Origin of the sequence: Microbacterium caowuchunii (assembly GCF_008727755.1) — a bacterium.
GTDB classification, from domain to species: Bacteria; Actinomycetota; Actinomycetes; order Actinomycetales; family Microbacteriaceae; genus Microbacterium; species Microbacterium caowuchunii.
This window is the reverse complement of record NZ_CP044231.1, coordinates 1,559,167-1,579,779: the sequence shown is the minus strand read 5'-3', so window position 1 is coordinate 1,579,779 and position 20,613 is coordinate 1,559,167. Positions and strand designations below refer to the sequence as shown.

Here is a 20,613-nt window from a genome sequence, read left to right as displayed (position 1 = left end):
CGTGGATCAGGCCGGGATCACGCCGGTCGCGAGCATCACCATGACGAACGCGCCGAGGGCGACGCGGTAGATCACGAAGGGCAGGAAGCTGCGCTTGGAGATCCACGCCATGAAGAACTTGATGACCACGAGTGCGACGAAGAACGCGACGACGGTCGCGGCGCCGGTCTCCCAGAGCGAGAACGGCGGGTCGATCTCGGGCTCCCTGACGACCTTGAACAGCTGATACAGCCCGCTGCCGAAGACGGCGGGGATGGCCAGGAGGAACGCGTAACGGGCGGCGGCGGCCCGCTCGTAGCCGAGGAACAGACCCGCCGTGATGGTCCCGCCCGAGCGGGAGACGCCCGGGATCAGGGCCAGGGATTGCGCCAGGCCGTAGACCACCCCGTCGCCGACCGTGATGTCCTTCAGCTTGCGTCGGCGCGCACCGACCGCATCCGCGATCCCGAGCAGCACGCCGAAGAAGATCAGCATTCCGGCCACCAGCCAGAGCGAGCGGAACACACCCTCGATCTGGTCCTGGAACAGCAGTCCGAGCACCACGATCGGGATCGATCCGATGATGATGAGCCACCCCATCCGCGCATCCGGGTCGTTGCGCGGGATGCGGCCGGACAGTGACTGGAACCAGTGCGAGACGATCCGCACGATGTCGCGCCAGAAGAAGATCACCACGGCCGCCTCCGTGCCGATCTGGGTGATGGCGGTGAAGGCTGCACCCGGATCCTCGGCGCTGGGCAAGAAGGCTCCCAGGATGCGCAGATGCGCACTGGAGGACACCGGGAGGAACTCGGTGAGCCCCTGGACGAAACCGAGCAGGAGCGCCTCGAGGAAGTGCAGCATCAACGGCCCTTCGGGAGATGGTGGGAGGTTCGGGAGGTCAGCAGGTGCGGAGCAGGTCCGTGAGCACCCGCTGACCGAAGACGAGGGAGTCCAGGGGAACGCGTTCGTCGACCCCATGGAACATACCCGTGAAGTCGAGCCCCCGCGGGAGGCGCAGCGGCGCGAAACCGTACCCGGTGATGCCCAGCCGGGACAGCGACTTGTTGTCCGTCCCCGCGCCGAGCAGGTAGGGGATGACCGGCGCGTCCGGATCGTGCCTGCCCAGGGACGCCACCATGGCGTCGACGAGATCCCCGGAGAACGCCGTCTCCAATCCGACGTCGCGCACGACGGTCTCGATCTCGATGTCCTCCCCGACGATCCGGCGGATGTCGGCCAACGCGGCGTCCTCGGTTCCCGGCAGCACCCGCACGTCGATGAGCGCTTCGGCTCGGTCCGGGATCACGTTGTGCTTGTATCCGGCGGTCAGCCCGGTGGGGTTCGTCGTGGTGCGCAGCGTCGCCTTCAGGAAGCCCGCGGCGGGGCCGACCGCGTCAGCCAGGGCGTCGGGGTCCCCGGGGTCCCCATCGGTGAGCGCCGCCAGCGCATCCAGGAACCGCGCAGTCGTCGGGGTGAGCCGGATCGGCCATTCGGTGCGCCCCAGCGCGGCGACCGCCTCGGCGAGCCGGGTGACCGCGTTGTCGGGGTGCACACGGCTGCCGTGCCCGGCGGCGCCGCGGGCGACCAGGCGAAGCCACAGCAGGGCCTTCTCCCCCACCTGGAGCAGGTACGCCCTGCGCTCGCCCACGTCGATGGAGAACCCGCCGACCTCGCTGATCGCCTCCGTCGCCCCGGCGAACCATTCCGGACGGTCGCGCACGACCAGCGCGGATCCCTCCACGCCCCCGTTCTCCTCGTCGGCGAAGAACGTCACGATCAGATCCCGGGGCGGCTGCTCACCACTGCGGAGGATGTCGGCGACCGAGGTGAGGATCATGGCGTCCATGTCCTTCATGTCCACCGCACCGCGGCCCCACAGCATCCCGTCGCGGATCTCACCACCGAAGGGGTCGACGCTCCAGTCCTCTGCGACGGCGGGCACGACGTCGAGGTGCCCGTGCACCACCAGCGCAGGTCGATCGCGGTCACGTCCGGGGATCCGCACGTGCACGTTCGTACGGCGCGCGACGGGTTCGTAATACTCCGGCTCCAGACCCAGCTGTTCCAGGTACGCCCCGACGTACTCCGCCGCCTCCCGCTCCCCCGCGGCGCGGCCCCCGCCGTAGTTCGTGGTGTCCATCCGGATGAGGTCTCGCGCGATGCGGGCGACTTCGGGAAGCGTCTCCGCCCGGTTCGCGGTGCTGTCGGCCATGCGATTCAGGCTACCGGCCGGCAGCGCGCGCCCGCGTTTCCAGAGCCGTCGACACACGCGAGATCCCGCGACGATTCACCGCGTCGTCCGGGACGTGATATCGTCATTTCTCGGTTGCGAAACCAAAAAATACACCCAGATGCGCGGGTGGCGGAATAGGTAGACGCGCTAGCTTGAGGTGCTAGTGCCCGTATAGGGCGTGGGGGTTCAAGTCCCCCCTCGCGCACAGATGAAGAAGGCCCCGGAGACGGGGCCTTCTTCTTTTGGTCGTTGTCCGCGGGCGGCGAAGGGCGGGCTATACCGTCGCGCCGGGTGTCGCCCGGCGGTAGGCATCGGGTGTCAGGCCCGTCGCGGTGCGGAAGTCGCGGGTGAGGTGTGACTGATCCGCGTAGCCCAGGTCGGCGGCGACGGCGGCCAGATCGTCGTGGGGGCGGGTCGCCAGGGCGAGGGCAACCTCCTGGAGACGGATGCGGCGGCTCAGCCACTTCGGGCCGTGCCCCAGGGTCTCCATGCAGGCACGCTGAATCGTCCGCTCACTGCGTCCCAACCGTTCCGCGAGCGGACGGCCGGTTCTGTGATGCACCCGCTCACGCAACGCATCCAGCACGTCATTGGCCAGCAATGCAGACGGGGAAGGCGGGCGCTCATCGAGAGCCTGCATGACCATCAGGTCGGCGAAGCACGCTCGCTCGGCCGGATCTGCACCGGCCGCGATGGCGAGCATCGACGTGTGCAGGCGCGCGTCGAGATCGGGGGTGACCGGGTCGGTCGCGTCGGCGACCCGTGTGGGGGTGAGGTCGCTGAGTACCGCCAGCCCCGCCGGTCGCAGGCGGATGGCGAACACATGACCGCTGCCGTGGAGGGTGCGCCGCCATGCCCGCCCGTGCACTCCGGTGACCATGAGCGGACCAGGAACGTCCCCTTCCTCCACGGTCGCGGTCACTGCAGGCAGGTCGATGATCGGCTGGTCCAACCGCTCATCCTCACCCAGAGCCCAGGAGACATGCCAGTAGTGATCGACGACCGCCGACACGGTGGAGTCCGGCCTGATCCAGCCCGCCGCATACTTCGCGAGTCGATCCGGGTACAGCACCCCGGTCCGTTCCCCCGCGGCGATCGGTCGCTCCCCCGCCCCTGGGACGCTCACGGCATCACCTTCTCCCCCACCGCGCGGCAGACCTGTCGTCTTTTTTCTATCGCGCGCCGCACAGCGCGACAAGACTGGCGCCATGGGAAGCACCAATTACCGGGGCACGTTCATCCAGGTCGCCGAGGACTGCCCGGTCGAGGCCGCGGAGCCGCCGCCGTCGACCGGGAAGGCACCGACCGTGGCCGCACTGCAGTACGCGCTCGTCTCGGAGCACCCCTACGAGTACACGAGCGACGATGTGCTCTTCGAGGTGCACGCGACGAGGCAGTCCATCGACGCGGAGGAACGCGCCGAGGCACGCGAGGCCTTCTTCGCCAAGGACCAGGCGTGCCTGCGCTCATCCCCGCTCGGCAAGCGGTACGGGTGGGGCATCCATCACGACGCGGAGGGTCGCGTCGCCGTCGTGCCCCTCGGCTCCGACGAGTACCGCGCCCTCGCCGCCGACCCCTCGGTGACCCAGGTCAAAGCGATGCGCTCGAAGCGCGCCTGACCGGCTCCCCGGCCGCCCGCGTCGCGGACTCACGCCACGCTGACGCCGAACACCAGTCCGAGGGCGTAGGTGACCGCGGCCGCACCGAACCCGATGAACAACTGGCGCAGAGCGCGTCGCCACGGCGGTCCACCGGAGAGCAGTCCCACCGTCGCCCCGGTCGCGAGCAGCGCGATCCCGACGAGCCCCAGCGCCAGGATGACGGCCGACAGTCCGGCCATCCCGAACATCCAGGGCAGCACCGGGATGACGGCTCCCGACGCGAAGAACAGGAAGCTGGACAGCGCGGCCTGCCATGCGCTGCCGACCGTCTCGTGCACGTCGATCGCCGCTGTCGGCAGGCGGTACGGCACGCCCCGTTCGGCGGCCTGTGCGACCTCGACGACCCTGCGGGCCCTGGCGAGCGCCGCCTCTTCATCCAGTCCCCGTGCACGGTAGACCAGAGCCAGCTCGTTCGCGCCCAGGTCCAGATCGGGCAGGACGCTGTCCGCGTCGTTGCTGGGTTCGGTGGCGACGAGGAGTTCGCGCTGGGAACGCACCGAGACGAACTCTCCCGCCCCCATCGACAGCGCCCCGGCCAGGAGGCCCGCGATGCCGCTGAACAGGACGAACTGCGAGCCCACACCCGTCGCGCCCACCCCCATCACCAGTGCCAGGTTCGACACGAGGCCGTCGTTGGCGCCGAACACGGCAGCCCGGAAGGACCCGGACAGTCGACGTCTGCCGCGAGCCGCGAGCCCTCGCACCACCTCGGCGTGGATCTTCTCATCGGCACGCATGGCGGCGCTGGCGTGTGGGTCGTCATCGTACGGCGACCGGTTCTCGGCGTTCTGAGCGAGGGCGAGCACGAAGATCGATCCGAAACGCTCCGCCAGCCAGCCCAGGAACCGGGTGCGGGTGTTCGGCCGCGGCAGGCGCACCGGCTCGGAACCGAGCAGCGTCAGCCAATGCGCCTCGTGCCGTCCCTCCGCGGCGGCGAGGGCGAGCAGGATGTCCCGCTCCTCCCCCGTGCGCCGCGCGGCCAGACGCCGGTAGACCGTCGCTTCCGCGCGCTCGTTCACGAGGTACTGCGCCCAGCGTTTGCGCTCGCGGGGCGTGGGCGCGGGACTGTTCGTCACGGCTTCCTCTCCGACGTCCGGGCAGGACCGTCCCCTCGAGGCTAACCACCGGCGCTGCTCAGCGGGGTTCGGGGCACCGAACCGGCAGCCGGGTCAGGACCGCACGCGCGAGCGCAGCAGCTCGATGCGCGACTGCAGCTGCGCGACCGTGGCGTGCGAGACGGCGGGTCCGCCGCACAGCCGCCGCAGCTCGGCGTGGACCTGGCCGTGCGGCTCGCCCGATTGCCGGGCGTAGAGCCCGACGAGGCTGTTCAGGAGCTGCCGCTGTTCCTTCAGTGTGCGGTGGAGGGGCGCCGGCAGCGTCGATTCGGGGGCGGTGCCTTCGCCGGCGCTCTCCCGTGCCTCCCGCACCTGACGGTGGCGTCCCTGCCGGGCCTGCCGCTGCATCAGCAGCTCGTGCACGTGCTCGGGTTCGAGCAGTCCCGGGAGCCCGAGGAACTCCTCCTCCTCCGGCGTTCCGGGCACAGCCAGCTGGCCGAACTCCTTGCCGTCGTAGAGCACGCGGTCGAAGTGGGCGTTGGCGTTGAGCGCCTGGTACGACCCCTCCTCGAGCAGGGCGTCGGATGCCTTGTCCTCCCGCTCCGCCGCGTTCATGGCGTCTTCCTCGGCGTCCCACATGTCCTCGGCGTCGCTCTCCCGATCGAGGGCGTGGTCGCGCTCGCGTTCCATGGTGTTGGCGAGCTCGAGCAGCTGGGGGACGTTCGGGAGGAAGACGCTCGCCGTCTCGCCCCGGCGCCGCGCCCGGACGAAGCGGCCGATCGCCTGCGCGAAGAAGAGCGGGGTCGATGCGGACGTCGCGTACACACCGACGGCCAGCCTGGGCACGTCGACGCCCTCCGACACCATGCGCACCGCCACCATCCAGCGCTTGTCGGATGCGGAGAACTGCTCGATGCGCGAGGATGCCTCGGCCTCGTCGGAGAGGACCACCGTGGGGGTCTCGCCGGAGATCTGTTCCAGGAGCGCCGCGTACGCGCGCGCGGCCGTCTGGTCGGTGGCGATCACCAGACCGCCCGCGTCCGGCACCGTGGTGCGCACCTCCGACAACCGGCGGTCGGCCGAACGGAGCACCGCCGACATCCATTCACCGTCCGGGCTCAGCGCGGTGCGCCACGCCTGCGAGGTGATGTCCTTGGTGTTGTCCTGCCCGAGCTGCGCCTCCATCTCGTCGCCGGTCTTGGTGCGCCACCGCATGTGACCGGCGTAGACCATGAACAGGACGGGACGCACGACGCCGTCCTCGAGGGCGCGCCGGTAGCCGTAGGCGTAGTCCGTCCGCGACACCCGGACACCGTGACGGTCGGGGTGGTACTCCACGAACGGGATGGGCGCGGTGTCGGAACGGAACGGCGTCCCCGACAGCAGCAGCCGTCGTGTCGCACGGGAGTACGCCTCCCGCAGCGCGTCACCCCAGCTGAGCGCATCGCCGCCGTGGTGGACCTCGTCCAGGATGACCAGGGTGCGCTTGTCCATGATCAGGTTCTGGTGCACCGAGGCCTTGACCGCCACCTGCGCGTACGTGACCGCGACGCCGTGGTACTGCCGGGAGGGCATCGCGTGCCGGTTGCTGAAGTTCGGATCCAGTCGGATGCCGACGCGTGCCGCGGCGTCCGCCCACTGCGTCTTCAGGTGCTCCGTCGGGGCGACCACGACGATCCGGTCGACCACCCCGCGTCGGATCTGCTCCGTCGCCAAGCGCAGCGCGAACGTCGTCTTACCGGCACCCGGTGTGGCCGCCGCGAGGAAGTCCCGCGGCCCCTTTCCCGCGCCGTCCGGCCCGTCCAGCGAGAAGTAGAGATCCAGCGCCTCGGCCTGCCAGGCACGCAGACGCTGCGCGGTGCCCCAGGGGGCGCGCTGCGGGTACGTGGGCGACAGGTGCTCTGCGGCGAAACTGCCGATCTGGCCGCGCTCCTGCGCGGGGTCGGCGGGGTCGGCGATGACGATCTGGTCGTCCTCGCTCAACGACATCACCTCCGCTTTCGCTCTCGTTCGCGAGAATCCACGATAGGCGACGTGGCCGGGCCCCCGGACCCTGGCGCACCCAGGAGCGGACGTTAGGCTGACCGGGAGGTGAAGCCATGACGACGAGTGATCCGACCGACCGTTCCGACGCACAGGGACCGGCGTCCTCCCTCGAGGATGCGGCCTCATCCGAGAACGGGAGTCTGCGGGTCCAGAACGCGCTTCCGCACCCGTGGCGGCGTTTCGTCGCCATCGGCGACTCCTTCACCGAGGGCATCGGCGATCCCTCGCCCGACTCACCCGGCGGCAACCGCGGGTGGGCGGATCGTGTCGCCGAGGTGCTCGCCGAATCGGTGGACGACTTCGCCTACGCGAACCTCGCCGTCCGCGGCAAACTCATCGCGCAGATCGTCGCGGAACAGGTCGAGCCCGCGCTCGACCTGCATCCCGACCTCATCAGCATCTGCGCCGGCGGCAACGATGTGATCCGCCCGGGGACGGATCCGGACGAGATCTCGCAGCAGTTCGAAGACGCCATCATCCGGCTCAGCGCGAGCGACGCCACGATCCTGATCTTCACCGGCATCGACATGAACTTCTCGCCGGTGTTCCGCGGCTTCCGCGGGAAGATCGCGATCTACAACGAGAACCTCCGCGCGATCGCCGAGAAGTACGAGTGCGTCGTGGCCGATCAGTGGGCGCTCAAGGAGATCCAGGACATGCGGTTCTTCGCCGACGACCGGCTGCACCTGAACACCCTGGGGCACCACGAGGTCGCGCGGATGGCGCTGCGCGCCCTGAACGTCCCGAACGACCTCGCCCCGATGCAACCGGAGCCTCTCCCCCAGGCGAGCTGGCGCGCCGCACGCCGGAGCGATCTGGTCTGGGCGCGCACGCACCTCGCCCCGTGGGTGCTGCGCCGCCTGCGCCACCAGTCATCGGGCGACACGGTGACCGCGAAGCGGCCCGAGCCCGCCCCGATGGCGGTCCGGCGCGCGGCCACGCCGCCCGCCGAAGGCTGAGCTCAGCGCGGCGGGTGGGTCAGCGCCCAGAGCGCCACGGCGCTTGCGGAGGCCACGTTCAGCGAATCGACGCCCCCGGACATCGGGATGGTGACGATCGTGTCCGCCGCCGCCAGCGCGCCGCGGGACAGTCCGTCCCCCTCGGACCCCATCATGAGCGCCACCCGGTCCGGCCGCGCGGCCGCGAATGCGTCCAGGGCGACGGCATCGTCCGCGAGAGCGAGGGCTGCGACATGGATCCCCGCCTCGCGCAGCAGGACGGATGCCTCGGGCCACGCCGGAAGCCTCGTCCAGGGCACCTGGAACACCGTCCCCATGCTCACCCGCACGCTGCGCCGGTAGAGCGGGTCCGCGCATCGCTCGGTCACCAGGACCGCGTCCGCGCCGAGGCCGGCCGCCGCGCGGAAGGCGGCTCCGACGTTGGTGTGATCCACGATGTCCTCGAGCACGACCACGAGACGCGCGTGGCGCAGGACATCGGCGGGATCCGGCAGAGCCGGCCGGTGCATCGCGGCGAGGGCCCCCCGGTGCACGACGTAACCGGTGAGCTGCGCGGCGATCTCGGAGGTGGTCACGTAGACCGGTACGTCCGCATCCACGTCCGCCAGCAGCGCCGAGACCTCGTCGAGCCACTTGTCCTGCACGAGCACAGAACGCGGCACGTGCCCCGCACGCAGCGCGCGCGCGATGACCTTCGCGGACTCGGCGATGTAGAGACCGCCGGCCGGCTCACTCACCCGCCGCAGTGCGACGTCGGTGAGATCGCGGTAGTCGGCCAGCCGCGGGTCGTCCGCATCCGGAACCCGTTCGATGTGCATCGTTCCTCCCGGGTATCCAGCTAACCAGCCCGCGCACCCGGCGATCGCCGGCATCCGCGGAACATCCCGGAAAAGCCCCGGGCGTTAGGCTCGGAGCAGGAGGTAGTGTGCCAGTCCTGATGGATACCGATGCGGCCACGTCCGCCCTGATCGAACGCGCGATCGCCGCGCTCGCCGGGCGCCGTGTCGCCGTGCTGACCGGGGCGGGGGTGTCCACCGACTCCGGGATCCCGGATTACCGGGGCAAGGGCGCGCCCACGCGCACGCCGATGACCGCGCAGGACTTCATCGCGAGCGAGAGGGCCCGACGCCGCTACTGGGTGGGCAGTCATCTCGGCTGGCGCCGCTTCGCGGCAGCGGAGCCCAACGCCGGGCACCGCGCGCTCGCCGACCTGGAACTCGCGGGGGTGACCACCGGCGTGATCACCCAGAACGTCGACGGCCTGCACGTGCGGGCGGGCAGCCGTCGCGTCGTCGAGCTGCACGGCACGATGCGCCGGGTGGGCTGCCTCCAGTGCGGCCAGGTGTTCGACCGGCGGGATCTCGCCGCCCGCGTCGAAGCGGACAACCCCTGGCTGTCGGCCGCCGACGGGGACCTGCCACTGGGGCCGGACGGCGACGTCGCAGCCGAGGTCGCGGACGAGTTCCGTATCCCCGCCTGCAGCGTGTGCGGCGGCGTACTCAAGCCGGACGTCGTGTTCTTCGGCGAGTTCATCCCGGCCGAGAAGTTCCGCGAGGCGGAGCAGCTGGTGCGCGCCAGCGACGCCCTCCTCGTGGCCGGTTCCTCGCTCGTCGTGAACTCCGGGATCAGATTGGTCGAGCGCGCTCGACGTCGTAGGCTTCCCGTCGTCATCGTCAACCGCGGCGAGACCCGTGTGGATGCGCGCGCGACCGTCAAGGTCGATGCGGGGACGAGCGAAGTGCTCGCGGCCCTCGCGACCGCGCTCCCCGCGCTGCGCTGACCCTTCAGACCCGACAACGGGAGAACTGTGTGACCAGACTCATCCTCATCCGGCATGGCCAGACCGACTGGAACCTCACCCGGCGGATCCAAGGCTCCACCGACATCCCGCTCAACGACACGGGACGCGCTCAGGCCGCCGCCGCGGCCGCCCTCCTGCAGGACGGCATCGACCCTGCCACCGCTCGCCTGGCCGCGAGCGATCTGTCCCGCGCCCGCGAGACCGCCGAGATCATCGGGACCCGGCTCGGCCTCGGTGTGCCGCGGCTGTACCCGGAACTGCGGGAGCGAGCGTACGGAGATGCCGAGGGGCTGGACACGACCGAGTTCGCCCGCCGCTGGGGCGACTGGTGGAGCGCCGCGGTACCGAATGCGGAGTCCCGTGCGGACCTGCGTGAACGCGCCGTAGGAGGGCTGTCCCTCGCACTCGCCGACGCATCGCGAGAGGCGGACTTCGCCGACGGCACCCTGGTCGTGGTCTCCCACGGCGCGCTCATCCGCGAGGTGATCGGGCACGCCAGCGCGGACGAGTTCCCCGCTCCGGGGGAACGGCTGGCCAACGGCTCCGCCCACCATCTGCTGTGGGAGGACGGTCGGCTGAGCCTTCTGTCCTACGCCGCGGCCTGAGCAGCGCCGCTCAGCCGCCCAGCCCCATGGCGCGGGAGATGACCAGCAACTGGACCTCCGTCGTCCCCTCACCGATCTCGAGGATCTTCGAATCCCGGTAGTGGCGGGCCACGGGCTGCTCGTTCATGAACCCGTTGCCCCCGAAGATCTGCGTGGCGTCGCGGGCGTTGTCCATGGCCGCCTCACCGGAGACCAGCTTGGCGATCGCCGCCTCGGTCGCGAAGGGCCGGCCCGCGTCCCGCAGCCGGGCCGCGTGGTACCAGGCCAGACGCGCCGTGTGCACGCGCGTCTGCATGCGGGCGAGGGTGAACTGGGCGTTCTGTCGGGTCGAGAGCGCCGCACCGAAGACAGTGCGCGAACGTGCGTAGTCCACCGCCGCCTCGAGGCAGCCCTCCGCGGCTCCGGTCGCCAACGCGGCGATCGCCACACGGCCCTCGTCGAGGATCTGCAGGAACTGCGCGAACCCGCGGCCGCGCTGCCCCAGGACGTTCGCCTCGGGGACGCGCGCTCCGTCGAAGCTCAGCGGATGCGTGTCCGAGGCATGCCAGCCCACCTTGTCGTACGCGGGTCCGACCTCGAAGCCGGGAGTGCCGCGCGGCACGATGATGGTGGAGATCTCCTTGCGGTCCCCGGTCGTTCCGGTGACTGCGGTGACCGTGACGAACCGGGTGATGGGGGTGCCTGAGTTCGTGATGAACTGTTTCGTCCCGTCGATGACCCATTCGCCGCCGTCCAGGCGGGCGGTGGTCCGCGTCGCCCCGGCGTCCGAACCGGCCTCCGACTCGGTCAGACCGAAGCCGGCCAGTGCCCGGCCGCTGAGCAGATCAGGCAGGTACTCCTGCTGCTGCGCCGGCGTGCCGAAGCGGTGGATCGGCATCGCGCCGAGGCCGACGCCGGCTTCCAGCGTGATCGCGATCGACTGGTCGACGCGGGCGAGCGCCTCGATGGCGAGCCCGAGGGCGAAGAGGTCCCCGCCCTGTCCGCCGACGTCCTCGGGGAACGGCAGCCCGAACAGACCGAGGTCCCCCATCTGCGCCACCACGTCCATGGAGAGGGTCTTCGTGCGGTCCGCCTCATAGGCCTGCGGCGCGACGACCTCCTCGGCGAACTCGCGGACCAGCGTCGCCAGCTGTCGTTCCTCGTCGGAGAGTTGCGCGTTCATGGGACTCCGCCTCTGCCTCGTGGCATCGATTCCGGTTACTGCGTCGTAACCCAAATCGACCGTAGTCCTCCCGATCCGCCCCGGCAAGGGCCCCGTGCCGGGATGCCGTAGCCTGTGACGCGATGAGCCCGCGCGACGATCCCGCCCCCGGCGCCGCGGAACGGCCGTCTCCGTCCCGCCGCGACTTCCTCCGCGTCGGCGGATGGGCGCTGGGCGGACTCGCACTCGCCGGCGGGGCAGGGATGGCGGCCACGGCCGTCTCCGACCGCAGTCGTCGCGCCCCGCGCCCCGGGTTCGAGCACATCGTGGTGCTGATGGGCGAGAACCGGTCCTTCGACAATCTCCTGGGCCACCTCTACACGCCGGCCACCCTGTCCGACGGGGAGACGTTCGAGGGTCTCGCGTTCGGCGAGTACCGCAACCTCACGCCGGACGGACGCGCGGTGCCCGCGCACGTGTACTCGGGCTCCACCGACGACATCATGTGCTCCCCGGAGCCCGACCCCGGCGAGACGTACCCGCACGTGAACACGCAGCTGTTCGGCACCGTCGCCCCGGCGTCGAACGAGACGGACTGGCGGGCGCCGGTGCGCGCCCCGTTCAACGCCCCGTCCGGAGACGTCCCGCCCACCATGAGCGGCTTCGTCCGCGACTACATCGCGAACTACCGCCGCACCACGGAAGGCCGGGAGCCCACGGACGCGGAGACGGACGTCATCATGGGGGGCTTCTCCCCCGCCATGCTGCCGGTGCTCTCGACGCTTGCCCGCGAGTTCGCGGTCTTCGACCACTGGCACTGCGCGGTGCCCAGCCAGACCTACTGCAACAGGTCGTTCTTCCACGCCTCCACATCCCACGGCTTCGTCACGAACCGCGGCGACGGCGGGTATGGGAAGTGGCTGGACGCCCCCGCCCACCCCACGATCTTCAACCGCCTGGAAGACGCGGGAATCAGCTGGCGGATCTACTTCGACGAGCAGCAGCTCGTGTCGCTCACCGGCGTGCTGCACGCGCCCATGCTCGAGGAGTACTGGCGCACGGGTCGCTTCGCCTACATGGCGGACTTCTTCCGGGACGCCGCGGACGGAACCCTGCCCGCCTACGCGTTCATCGAGCCCCGGATGGTGTACAACCACAACGACTTCCACCCGCCGTTCGGAGTCCTCCGCGGCGAGGACGTGGACGGGTCGGCCGTCTTCGACTCGGCGGTCTCCGACGTACGCGCGGGTGAGGCGCTCGTGGCGAGCGTCTACGACGCGATCCGCACCGCGGACGCCACGGACGGGTCGAACGCGCTGAACACCCTGCTGCTGATCACCTTCGACGAGCACGGCGGGACGTACGACCACGTCCCCCCGCCGCGGGCGACCACACCCGATGCGGCGCAGCAGCCCGGCGAGATGGGTTTCCGGTTCGACCGCCTCGGCGTCCGCGTCCCCACCATCGCCGTCTCCGCGTACACCAGGGCGGGGACCGTGATCCACGACGAGATGCACCATGCCGCGGTGATCGCGACGCTGAGCGAGCTGCACGGGCTGGAACCCCTGACCGACCGGGACCGCGGCGCGCGCACTCTCTTCTCCGTGACCAACCTCGACGCGCCGCGGGAGCCGTCCACCTGGCCGACCGTGGCGCCCGCCTACGTCCCTCCGCTCCTCGACGAGGACCAGCTCGAAGAACTCGTCTCCTCGACCAAGCCCCTCACCTCACCCGCGAAGGGACTGCTCGGTCTCCTGCTCGCCAGGTACGGTCATCGTGACCACCCGGAGCCGCAGACCTACCAGGACGCCTACGAGATCCTCGCGAAGCACGGGAAGGGCCTGTTCACGGAGCACACCGCGACTCCCCCACCGCCGACGACCTCCGGCTGAGTCCGGCTACCCGGCCAGCAGCGCCCGTCCCGGCTCGCTCAGCACCCCGCCCACGTCCCGGAGGAAGCGTGCGGCCTCGGCTCCGTCCACGATGCGGTGGTCGAAGGACAGGCTCAGCGTGAGAACGTGCCGGAGGGCGATGCGCCCCTCCGATTCCCACGGGATGCGACGCGCGGCTCCCACGGCGAGGATGCCGGACTCCCCGGGATTGAGCAGCGGCGTACCGCCGTCCAGACCCAGCGCGCCCACGTTCGACAGCGAGAAGGTGCTGCCGCTCAGATCCCGCGGCGCCGATCGCCCCGCCCGTGCGGTGTCGGCGAGGTCCCGCAGCGCCGCGGCGAGCTCACCCGTACCCATCAGGTCCGCATCCCGGATGACGGGCACGACCAGTCCCCGCTCGGTCGCAGCCGCGACCCCGAGGTGCACCGCTCCGTGCTCGACGATCTCCTCGGCGTCCGCATCCCAGGAGGCGTTCAGCCCCGGCGTGCGACGCAGCGCGAGGACGCTGGCGCGGGCGACGACAGCGAGCAGCCCGATGCGTGCGGCTCCGAGCTCCGGGTCCTCCCGCCACCGCGCGAGCATCTCCACGGTGGGCGTCGCGTCCACGGTGAGGAAGGCGGTGGCGTGGGGCGCGGTGAAGGCGCTGCGCACCATCGCCTCCGCCGTATGGCGACGCACCCCGCGGATGGGGATCCGACGATCCGTCCGCGGCGCGGCGCTCGGGGCGACCGGTGCCGCCGCCTCGGGCTCCTGCGAGACCACGCCTCCCGAGAGCGACGGCGGAGCGGGGGCTCCGGCTTCCGCCGCCCATACGCGGGGACGGCGGCGGGGTGCCGTCCGTCCCGCCGCAGCGGCGCCGTACCCGACGAGGTTGGGGACGGCGGCGTCGTCGGCGGGTTCCGCCGGCGGGCTCTCGACGGCTTCCTCCTCCCCTGTCTCGATGGATACGAGACGTGCCCCGACGAGGACGACGTCACCGGCCTGCGCATGGAGTCCGCGGATCACGCCGGCATACGGGGAAGGCAACTCGACGACGGCCTTGGCCGTCTCGACCTCGGCGAGGGTCTGGTTCAGGGTGACCGTGTCGCCCTCGGCCACGTGCCACTCCCTGATCTCCGCGTCCCGCAGCCCCTCGCCCAGGTCCGGGAGTGCGAAGTCGCGGGTCACCGGGTCACCGCCGAGAAGCTGCTCGGACGCCCGAGGACGTGGTCGACCCCGTCCAGGATGCGGTCGAGGTCGGGCACGTGGTGTGCTTCCAACCGCGCCGGCGGATACGGGATGTCGTACCCGGTCACGCGGACCGGTCCTGCCCGGAGCGCGTCGAAGCAGGTCTCCACGACCCGCGCGACGATCTCCGCGCCGAGCCCTGCCTCCCCGGCCGCCTCATGCGCGACGACGAGCCGGCCGGTGCGGCGCACGGAGGCCGCGACCGTGTCCAGGTCGAAGGGCGACAGGCTCCGTAGATCGATGACCTCGAGGGATACCCCCTCCGCGTCCGCCGCGGCAGCGGTGTCGAGCGCGACGGGGACGAGTCCGCCGTAGGTGACGACCGTCACGTCGGTGCCCGGCCGGACGACGCGCGCGACGCCGAGCGGCGCCGCATCCGCGAGCGGGGCATCGAGATCCACCTCGCCGGCCACGTGGTAGAGGCGTTTGGGTTCGAAGAACACCACCGGGTCGTCGCTGGCGACGGCCTGACGCATCATCGTGTAGGCGTCCTGGGGTGTGGAGGGGACCACGACGCGCAGACCGGCGGTGTGCGCGAAGTACGCCTCGGGAGACTCGGAGTGGTGCTCCGCGGCGCCGACGCCTCCCGCCCACGGCATCCGGATGGTGAGCGGCATCCGCACCCTCCCGTTCGAGCGGTAGTGCAGCTTGGCGACCTGACACACGATCTGATCGAAGGCGGGGTAGACGAATCCGTCGAACTGGATCTCGACCACCGGCCGGTAGCCGCGGTAGGCGAGTCCGACCGCGGTGCCGACGATGCCCGCCTCGGCGAGCGGAGTGTCCACCACCCGGTCCGCCCCGTACCGCGCCTGCAGACCGTCCGTGATGCGGAAGACGCCGCCGAGACGGCCGATGTCCTCACCCATGAGCAGCGTCTTCGGGTCATCGGCGAGTGCGCGGTCCAAGGCCGCGTTGAGCGCCTTGCCCATCGTCAGGGTGGTCATGCCCTCGCCTCCCCATCATCGGCGAACGACGCCAGGTAGGCGCCGAGTCGCTCGCGCTGCAGATCCAGCGCGGGGTGCGGCTCGGCGTAGACGTCGTCGAGCATCGTCAGCGGCTCCGGCGTGCGGGCGTCCAGGCACGCCGTCCGCACTGCCCCGCACAACTCGTCGGCTGCGGCGGCGACCTCGTCCCGGAAGACGTCGTCGAACTCTCCGATGGCGCGCAGGTGCGCCTCCACGCGTGCCAACGGGTCCCGCTGCTCCCAGAACGCGAGCTCCGCGGCGTCCCGGTAGCGGGTGGGGTCGTCCGAGGTCGTGTGCGGTCCCATCCGGTAGGTCACAGCCTCGATGAAGGCGGGGCCTGCGCCGGTACGGGCACGGTCCAGCGCCCAGCGGGTGGCGGCGAGACATGCCAGCACGTCATTGCCGTCGACCCTGATGCTCGGGATGCCGTACCCGGGCGCACGCCGCGACAGCGGGATCCTCGACTGCAGGGAGACGGGCTCGGAGATCGCCCACTGATTGTTCGTGCAGAGGAAGACCACCGGTGCTGCGAACGTGGCGGCGAACACCATCGCCTCACCCACGTCGCCCTCGCTCATCGCGCCGTCGCCGAAGTACGCCATGGAGGCGGCCTCCGCCCCGTCGCGCTGGATTCCCATGGCATACCCGACGGCGTGCACCGTCTGCGCTCCGATGATGATCTGCGGGATGGCGACCCCCACCTGCGCCGGGTCCATCGAAGAGTGGGTCTCCCCGCGCCAGGTGAGCACCACATCCGCAGGCGTCGCCCCACGGGTGAGGAAGACCCCGAGTTCGCGATAGCTCGTGAAGGCGAAGTCCTCGCGCCGCATGGCCCGCGCGGAGCCGATCTGGGTCGCCTCCTGTCCCCGGCACGGGGGCCACAGACCGAGCTGGCCCTGCCGCTGCAGGGCGACGCCTTCCGCATCCACTCGGCGCAGCACGGCCATATCGCGGTAGAGCCCGCGCAGCGCGGGCGGATCGACGTCGGCGACCCAGGCGTCGAGATGCCGGTCGGGCAGGCGGGTACCGTCCGGCGAGAGGAGCCGGGCGACGTCCTCGACGGAGTCGACCGGGGCGGTCACGGGGGCCAGGGTGTACACCATCGTCGTCCCTTCGCATCGGACCCGCCTCGTGAGCAGCATCCGTTCCGATACCGGCGTCATCGCCGATGCGGCCGACACTAGGCCCGCTGAACAGGTAGCTCAACCGTCCCGCGGATCATTGAGCAAGATGTAGAAGCATGGCCGGGTATATGGTGCTACAGTTGAGCATCGTGTCACGTCTTGATCGCATCGACCTCGAGTTGCTGGGCGCGCTCGCCGAGGACCACCGTGCCACGGTGGTCGCCCTCTCCGACCGGCTGGGACTCTCCCGCAACACCGTGCAGGCGCGGATGGCGCGCTTGGACAAGGCGGGGGCGTTCCTCAGCTATCAGCGGGCGTTGTCCTCGCGCGCTCTCGGGTTCCCCATCGAGGCATATATCAGCGTCATGGTCCGCCAGCACGAGCTTCCCCGGATCCGCGAGCACCTCGCGCTCGTCCCGGAGGTCCTGCAGGCCCACGGACTGAGCGGCGCGGTCGACCTCCTGGTCCGGGTGGCGTGCCGCGACACACAGCATCTGTTCGACACGGACGCCCGCATCCTCGCGATCGACGGCGTGGAGCGGACCGAGACGTCGCTCGTGATGGACGAGGTGATCCCCTACCGGGTGACCCCGCTCATGGACCTGGCACGACCGGAACGCTGACGGCCTCGCCGCGGGGCTCCGCCGCGGAGCGGCCGTCCAGTCGCACCAGTACGACACCGGTCACGATCAGGACCCCGCCCAGGATCTGAGCCGCGCCGGGCGCCTCGCCGAGCAGGAGCCAGGCGAAGCCCAGGGCGAACAGCACCTCGGACAGGCCGACGAACGAGGCCACGCGCGATCCCAGAAGGGGTACGGCCCGCACGCCCAGGGCGTAGCCCAGCGTCGTGGCGACCCCGCCGACCCACACGATCGGGATCCAGGCCGGCACCTGGACGCCCAGCATCTCCACCGCACCCAGCGTCACGGCGAACGGGAGGATCCCGACGCCGCAGAGGACGATCATCGACACCGCACCGACCGCCAGTCCGCCGGCGGCGAGGGCCAGCGGCGGCAGTTCGGTTCCGGAGCGCTCGGCGAGCAGGAAGTACGCCCCCACGCAGCACGCGGCGAGCAGGGCGAAGAACGTCCCGAGAGGATCGAAGCGCGCACCGGAGACGTCGACCACGAGGACGAGCCCCGCGATCGCGATCACCGAACCCGCGAGCACCAGCCCCGACGGCCGGCGGCGGGTACGGATCCAGGCCAGCAGGACGAGCAGCACGGGTGCCAGGTACTGGATGAGCAGGGCCACCGCCACCGGCATCCGCTGCATCGCGGCGAAGTAGAAGATCTGGCATCCGGCGACCGCCGTCAACCCGAATCCGACGATCAGCCGCCAGCGTCGGCGGAGGACACCGGGGTGACGGCGCGCGGCGAGCACGAGCGCCGGGGAGAGCAGGAGCGCCGCGAGCGACATCCGGATGAGCAGCGCCGCCCCCAGGCTCCAGCCTGCTTCCAGCAGCGGCTTGACGAGCGGACCGCTCGATGAGAACGCCAGCGCGGAAGCGAGCCCGACGAGCAGACCCGGGGCCAGCGGCGCACCGGAGGTCTTCGGAGCCCGCACGATCGGCACGGGCGCGGTCTGGTGCGCCATGGGACACCTTCGGATGTCAGGGGTGAATGCGGGTTACGCTCGTGACTGTATCGACGACGACGGTCAGGAGTCAACGTGGTTTTCACTCATGACACTCGGGCGGCGCTGGAGATGGCGGCGGACCTCGTGAACACGCTGCCGCGCACGGGCCCCGACCCGGCGGATCGGTTGGTGACACACGAGGACATGACCCGGCTGCTCACCGCGCATCCGTACTCCGGCGTGATCCGTCGCGACGACCGGGAGCTCGCTGAGGTGCGCGCCATCCGTCCTCGGTTGCGTGAGCTGTGGGAGACCCCGCGCGACGACGCCGCGCCGCTGGTGAACGGGATGCTCCAGGATGGACGGGCCCTCCCCCGGCTCGTCCGGCACGATGGCCTGGACTGGCACATCCACGCCACGGACGACGCCGCTCCCTTGGCCACGCGCATGCTGGTCGAGGCCGCGTTCGCCTTCGTCGACGTCATCCGCTCCGGGGAGAATGACCGCATGCGCGTCTGCGAAGCGGACGACTGTGCGGCGGTGTACGTCGACCACTCCCGCAATCGCTCCAAGCGCTACTGCGACTCCGGCAACTGCGGGAACCGTATGAACGTCAACGCATATCGGCGCCGGAGGGCGCGAGGAACCTCTTGATGGCATCGGCGGCGATGGCCGGCGTCTCGTAGTGGATGAGATGCCCCACATCCGGGATCTCCACGAGAGACGCGTCCGGGAACATCGTCGCGAGCCGGCGCTCGGCCTCGATGGGCGTGATGTCGTCGCGCTGCGCGGCGATCAGGAGCGTCGGGACCGATATCCGCGCAGCGGAGGCCCGGACGTCGTTCGACACGGAAGCGAGGAAGGCCTGCAGCAGCACGTCGCGATCCGCGAAACGGGAGAAGTAGGTGTCGTGCTGGTCGTGGATGAAGCGGCGGAGCTCCCGGTCGCGGGTCTTGGCCATCGACATACTCATGACCCGGACGATGACCCCGTTGCGCAGGAGCGCGTCCCCCGCGCGCGCCGGAAGCCGCGCGGCCGCCCGGTAGTACAGGACGGCGAGCCTGGTCAGCACACCGCGCGGTCCTTCCAGGGCGGGGGCGCCGATGGGGTTGACGAGGATCAGGCGCGGGGTGGCGAGACCGTCGGCGACGGCCGCGGCGGCCACGATCGAGCCGAACGAATGGCCGAGGACGATCGCCCCGGGCGCTGCCGCCGCGGCGAACGCCGTGAGCCAGGCGGCGTAGTCCTCGATGGTGTGCTCGCGCCCGGGCAGGGCGGCGGTCTCCCCGAATCCGGGCAGGTCCGGCGAGACGATCCGGACGCCGGGCAGGTGCGCCACGACGGGCTCGAGGCCGTGATGGTCCCCGCGGAACCCATGCACGAGGAGCAGCGTGGTCTCCGCATCCGCCTGGCCGTACACCCAGTAGACGGTCTCCGCACCCAGCACCTGCACGGTGCGCCGCTCGACGGGGATCTCGGCGAGCAGCTCGGCGTAGGGGTGCGGTGCGTTCACCTCTCGAGTCTACGAGCGAACCTCGGCGTGGCCCGGCAGGCATGTCCGTCCCCTCGCGTACCGTGAACGGCATGGGACCGGGGCCGATGGACACTCTCGAACTCTTCGATCGGCCGGAGTGGGCGGAGACGATCGGCGTCTTCGATCTCGAGACGACCGGGATCGACGTCCGCACCGACCGGATCGTGACCGCGCACGTCGGGCTGCTCGACCGGGAGGGGAACGTGCTCGAGTCCCGCGCATGGATGGCCGACCCCGGCATCGACATCCCCGCGGGCGCGACCGCCGTCCACGGGATCACGACCGAACGGGCTCGCGCCGAGGGCCGTCCCGCCCCGGTGGTCGTCGCCGAGATCGTCGACGCTCTGCGCGCGCTCTTCGAGCGCGGAATCGCGGTGGTCGCCTACAACGCTCCGTTCGACTTCTCCCTGCTCAAGTACGAAGCCGAGCGTCACGGCACGGAGCCGATCCACGCTCCCGCCCCCGTCATCGACCCCCTCGTCCTCGATCGCGCGGTCGATCGGTACCGGCGCGGCAAGCGCACCCTGGATCTCGTGGCCGCGCACTACTCCGTCGAACTCATCGGAGCGCACGAGGCCGCCGCCGACGCCGTCGCGGCAGGACGCGTGGCGCTCGCCCTGGCGGAGCGCTACGGTGGCCGGCTCCCCGCCGCCGGGGCGGAGCTGCACACCCGTCAGATCGGCTGGGCGCGGGAGCAGGCGGAGAGCCTCACCGCCTACTTCGTCAAGATCGGGCGGATCGACGCGGCGGATCCCGTCGACGGGCGCTGGCCGATCCGCTGACGGCGCGCTCCGGGGTGTCCGGGAA

At 70.9% G+C, this 20,613-nt stretch carries 20 protein-coding genes and 1 tRNA gene; 9 read left to right on the top strand and 12 right to left on the bottom strand.

From position 1 onward, the window contains the following. Nucleotides 1–6: 6 nt before the first annotated feature. Complete coding sequence (locus tag F6J84_RS07535; protein ID WP_150892632.1) at nucleotides 7–840, bottom strand: undecaprenyl-diphosphate phosphatase; 834 nt, start codon at nucleotides 838–840, stop codon at nucleotides 7–9. Nucleotides 841–880: 40 nt separating this feature from the next. Next, nucleotides 881–2,194: a M20/M25/M40 family metallo-hydrolase gene (locus F6J84_RS07530; RefSeq protein ID WP_150972677.1), complete on the bottom strand. Its 1,314-nt coding sequence runs from the start codon at nucleotides 2,192–2,194 to the stop codon at nucleotides 881–883. Nucleotides 2,195–2,335: 141 nt separating this feature from the next. Between F6J84_RS07530 and F6J84_RS07525 the strand changes: the two genes are divergently transcribed. Continuing rightward, a tRNA-Leu gene (locus F6J84_RS07525) sits at nucleotides 2,336–2,420 on the top strand. Between the two features lie 69 nt (nucleotides 2,421–2,489). Here F6J84_RS07525 and F6J84_RS07520 read toward each other — a convergent pair. Then, nucleotides 2,490–3,341: an AraC family transcriptional regulator gene (locus tag F6J84_RS07520; RefSeq protein ID WP_202980481.1), complete on the bottom strand. Its 852-nt coding sequence runs from the start codon at nucleotides 3,339–3,341 to the stop codon at nucleotides 2,490–2,492. Nucleotides 3,342–3,423: 82 nt separating this feature from the next. Between F6J84_RS07520 and F6J84_RS07515 the strand changes: the two genes are divergently transcribed. Further along, on the top strand, nucleotides 3,424–3,834 hold the full coding sequence (locus F6J84_RS07515; RefSeq protein WP_150972673.1) for a DUF6157 family protein: 411 nt from the start codon (nucleotides 3,424–3,426) through the stop codon (nucleotides 3,832–3,834). Between the two features lie 29 nt (nucleotides 3,835–3,863). On the opposite strand, the gene F6J84_RS07510 is transcribed toward F6J84_RS07515, so the two are convergent. Next, the gene (locus tag F6J84_RS07510) at nucleotides 3,864–4,952 is read right to left on the bottom strand and encodes a VIT1/CCC1 transporter family protein (RefSeq protein ID WP_150972670.1); all 1,089 of its coding nucleotides are present in this window, start codon (nucleotides 4,950–4,952) and stop codon (nucleotides 3,864–3,866) included. Between the two features lie 93 nt (nucleotides 4,953–5,045). Continuing rightward, nucleotides 5,046–6,920 carry a DEAD/DEAH box helicase gene (locus tag F6J84_RS07505; protein ID WP_150972668.1) on the bottom strand — a complete coding sequence of 625 codons (1,875 nt, stop codon included), beginning with the start codon at nucleotides 6,918–6,920 and terminating at the stop codon, nucleotides 5,046–5,048. Between the two features lie 110 nt (nucleotides 6,921–7,030). Here F6J84_RS07505 and F6J84_RS07500 point away from each other — a divergent pair, with 110 nt between their 5' ends. Next, nucleotides 7,031–7,936, top strand: a complete 906-nt coding sequence (locus tag F6J84_RS07500; protein ID WP_150972666.1) for an SGNH/GDSL hydrolase family protein — start codon at nucleotides 7,031–7,033, stop codon at nucleotides 7,934–7,936. A gap of 2 nt (nucleotides 7,937–7,938) precedes the next feature. Here the strand turns inward: F6J84_RS07500 and F6J84_RS07495 are convergent, their stop codons facing one another. Next, a complete protein-coding gene (locus tag F6J84_RS07495; RefSeq protein WP_150972664.1) occupies nucleotides 7,939–8,754 on the bottom strand; it encodes a TrmH family RNA methyltransferase in 816 nt (271 codons plus the stop codon). A gap of 119 nt (nucleotides 8,755–8,873) precedes the next feature. On the opposite strand from F6J84_RS07495, the gene F6J84_RS07490 reads away from it, so the two are divergent. Then, the gene (locus F6J84_RS07490; RefSeq protein ID WP_150972662.1) at nucleotides 8,874–9,716 is read left to right on the top strand and encodes a Sir2 family NAD-dependent protein deacetylase; all 843 of its coding nucleotides are present in this window, start codon (nucleotides 8,874–8,876) and stop codon (nucleotides 9,714–9,716) included. A gap of 29 nt (nucleotides 9,717–9,745) precedes the next feature. Next, entirely contained in the window at nucleotides 9,746–10,342 is a 597-nt protein-coding gene (locus F6J84_RS07485) for a histidine phosphatase family protein (RefSeq protein WP_150972660.1), read from the top strand. Between the two features lie 10 nt (nucleotides 10,343–10,352). Here the strand turns inward: F6J84_RS07485 and F6J84_RS07480 are convergent, their stop codons facing one another. After that, nucleotides 10,353–11,504 carry an acyl-CoA dehydrogenase family protein gene (locus tag F6J84_RS07480; protein ID WP_150972658.1) on the bottom strand — a complete coding sequence of 384 codons (1,152 nt, stop codon included), beginning with the start codon at nucleotides 11,502–11,504 and terminating at the stop codon, nucleotides 10,353–10,355. Nucleotides 11,505–11,626: 122 nt separating this feature from the next. Here F6J84_RS07480 and F6J84_RS07475 point away from each other — a divergent pair, with 122 nt between their 5' ends. Beyond that, on the top strand, nucleotides 11,627–13,375 hold the full coding sequence (locus tag F6J84_RS07475; RefSeq protein WP_150972656.1) for an alkaline phosphatase family protein: 1,749 nt from the start codon (nucleotides 11,627–11,629) through the stop codon (nucleotides 13,373–13,375). Nucleotides 13,376–13,381: 6 nt separating this feature from the next. Here F6J84_RS07475 and F6J84_RS07470 read toward each other — a convergent pair whose 3' ends face one another. Genes F6J84_RS07470 through F6J84_RS07460 form a run of 3 tightly spaced genes read right to left on the bottom strand, consistent with a single transcriptional unit; the run spans nucleotide 13,382 to nucleotide 16,673 of the window. Beyond that, the gene (locus F6J84_RS07470; protein WP_150972654.1) at nucleotides 13,382–14,542 is read right to left on the bottom strand and encodes a dihydrolipoamide acetyltransferase family protein; all 1,161 of its coding nucleotides are present in this window, start codon (nucleotides 14,540–14,542) and stop codon (nucleotides 13,382–13,384) included. Next, nucleotides 14,539–15,549 carry an alpha-ketoacid dehydrogenase subunit beta gene (locus F6J84_RS07465; protein ID WP_150972652.1) on the bottom strand — a complete coding sequence of 337 codons (1,011 nt, stop codon included), beginning with the start codon at nucleotides 15,547–15,549 and terminating at the stop codon, nucleotides 14,539–14,541. The genes F6J84_RS07470 and F6J84_RS07465 overlap by 4 nt, the downstream gene beginning before the upstream one ends. Continuing rightward, on the bottom strand, nucleotides 15,546–16,673 hold the full coding sequence (locus tag F6J84_RS07460; protein ID WP_150972650.1) for a thiamine pyrophosphate-dependent enzyme: 1,128 nt from the start codon (nucleotides 16,671–16,673) through the stop codon (nucleotides 15,546–15,548). The genes F6J84_RS07465 and F6J84_RS07460 overlap by 4 nt, the downstream gene beginning before the upstream one ends. Before the next feature lie 170 nt (nucleotides 16,674–16,843). Between F6J84_RS07460 and F6J84_RS07455 the strand changes: the two genes are divergently transcribed. Beyond that, on the top strand, nucleotides 16,844–17,317 hold the full coding sequence (locus F6J84_RS07455) for an Lrp/AsnC family transcriptional regulator (RefSeq protein ID WP_150892461.1): 474 nt from the start codon (nucleotides 16,844–16,846) through the stop codon (nucleotides 17,315–17,317). Here F6J84_RS07455 and F6J84_RS07450 read toward each other — a convergent pair. Next, on the bottom strand, nucleotides 17,289–18,290 hold the full coding sequence (locus tag F6J84_RS07450; protein ID WP_150972648.1) for a DMT family transporter: 1,002 nt from the start codon (nucleotides 18,288–18,290) through the stop codon (nucleotides 17,289–17,291). The genes F6J84_RS07455 and F6J84_RS07450 overlap by 29 nt on opposite strands. Nucleotides 18,291–18,365: 75 nt before the next feature. Between F6J84_RS07450 and F6J84_RS07445 the strand changes: the two genes are divergently transcribed. Continuing rightward, a complete protein-coding gene (locus F6J84_RS07445) occupies nucleotides 18,366–18,926 on the top strand; it encodes a CGNR zinc finger domain-containing protein (protein WP_191905779.1) in 561 nt (186 codons plus the stop codon). Here F6J84_RS07445 and F6J84_RS07440 read toward each other — a convergent pair. Continuing rightward, complete coding sequence (locus F6J84_RS07440; RefSeq protein WP_150972646.1) at nucleotides 18,886–19,785, bottom strand: alpha/beta fold hydrolase; 900 nt, start codon at nucleotides 19,783–19,785, stop codon at nucleotides 18,886–18,888. The two genes, F6J84_RS07445 and F6J84_RS07440, sit on opposite strands and share 41 nt — an antisense overlap. A gap of 86 nt (nucleotides 19,786–19,871) precedes the next feature. Here F6J84_RS07440 and F6J84_RS07435 point away from each other — a divergent pair, with 86 nt between their 5' ends. Continuing rightward, nucleotides 19,872–20,588: an exonuclease domain-containing protein gene (locus F6J84_RS07435; RefSeq protein ID WP_238702639.1), complete on the top strand. Its 717-nt coding sequence runs from the start codon at nucleotides 19,872–19,874 to the stop codon at nucleotides 20,586–20,588. The last annotated feature ends 25 nt before the right edge of the window (nucleotides 20,589–20,613 follow it).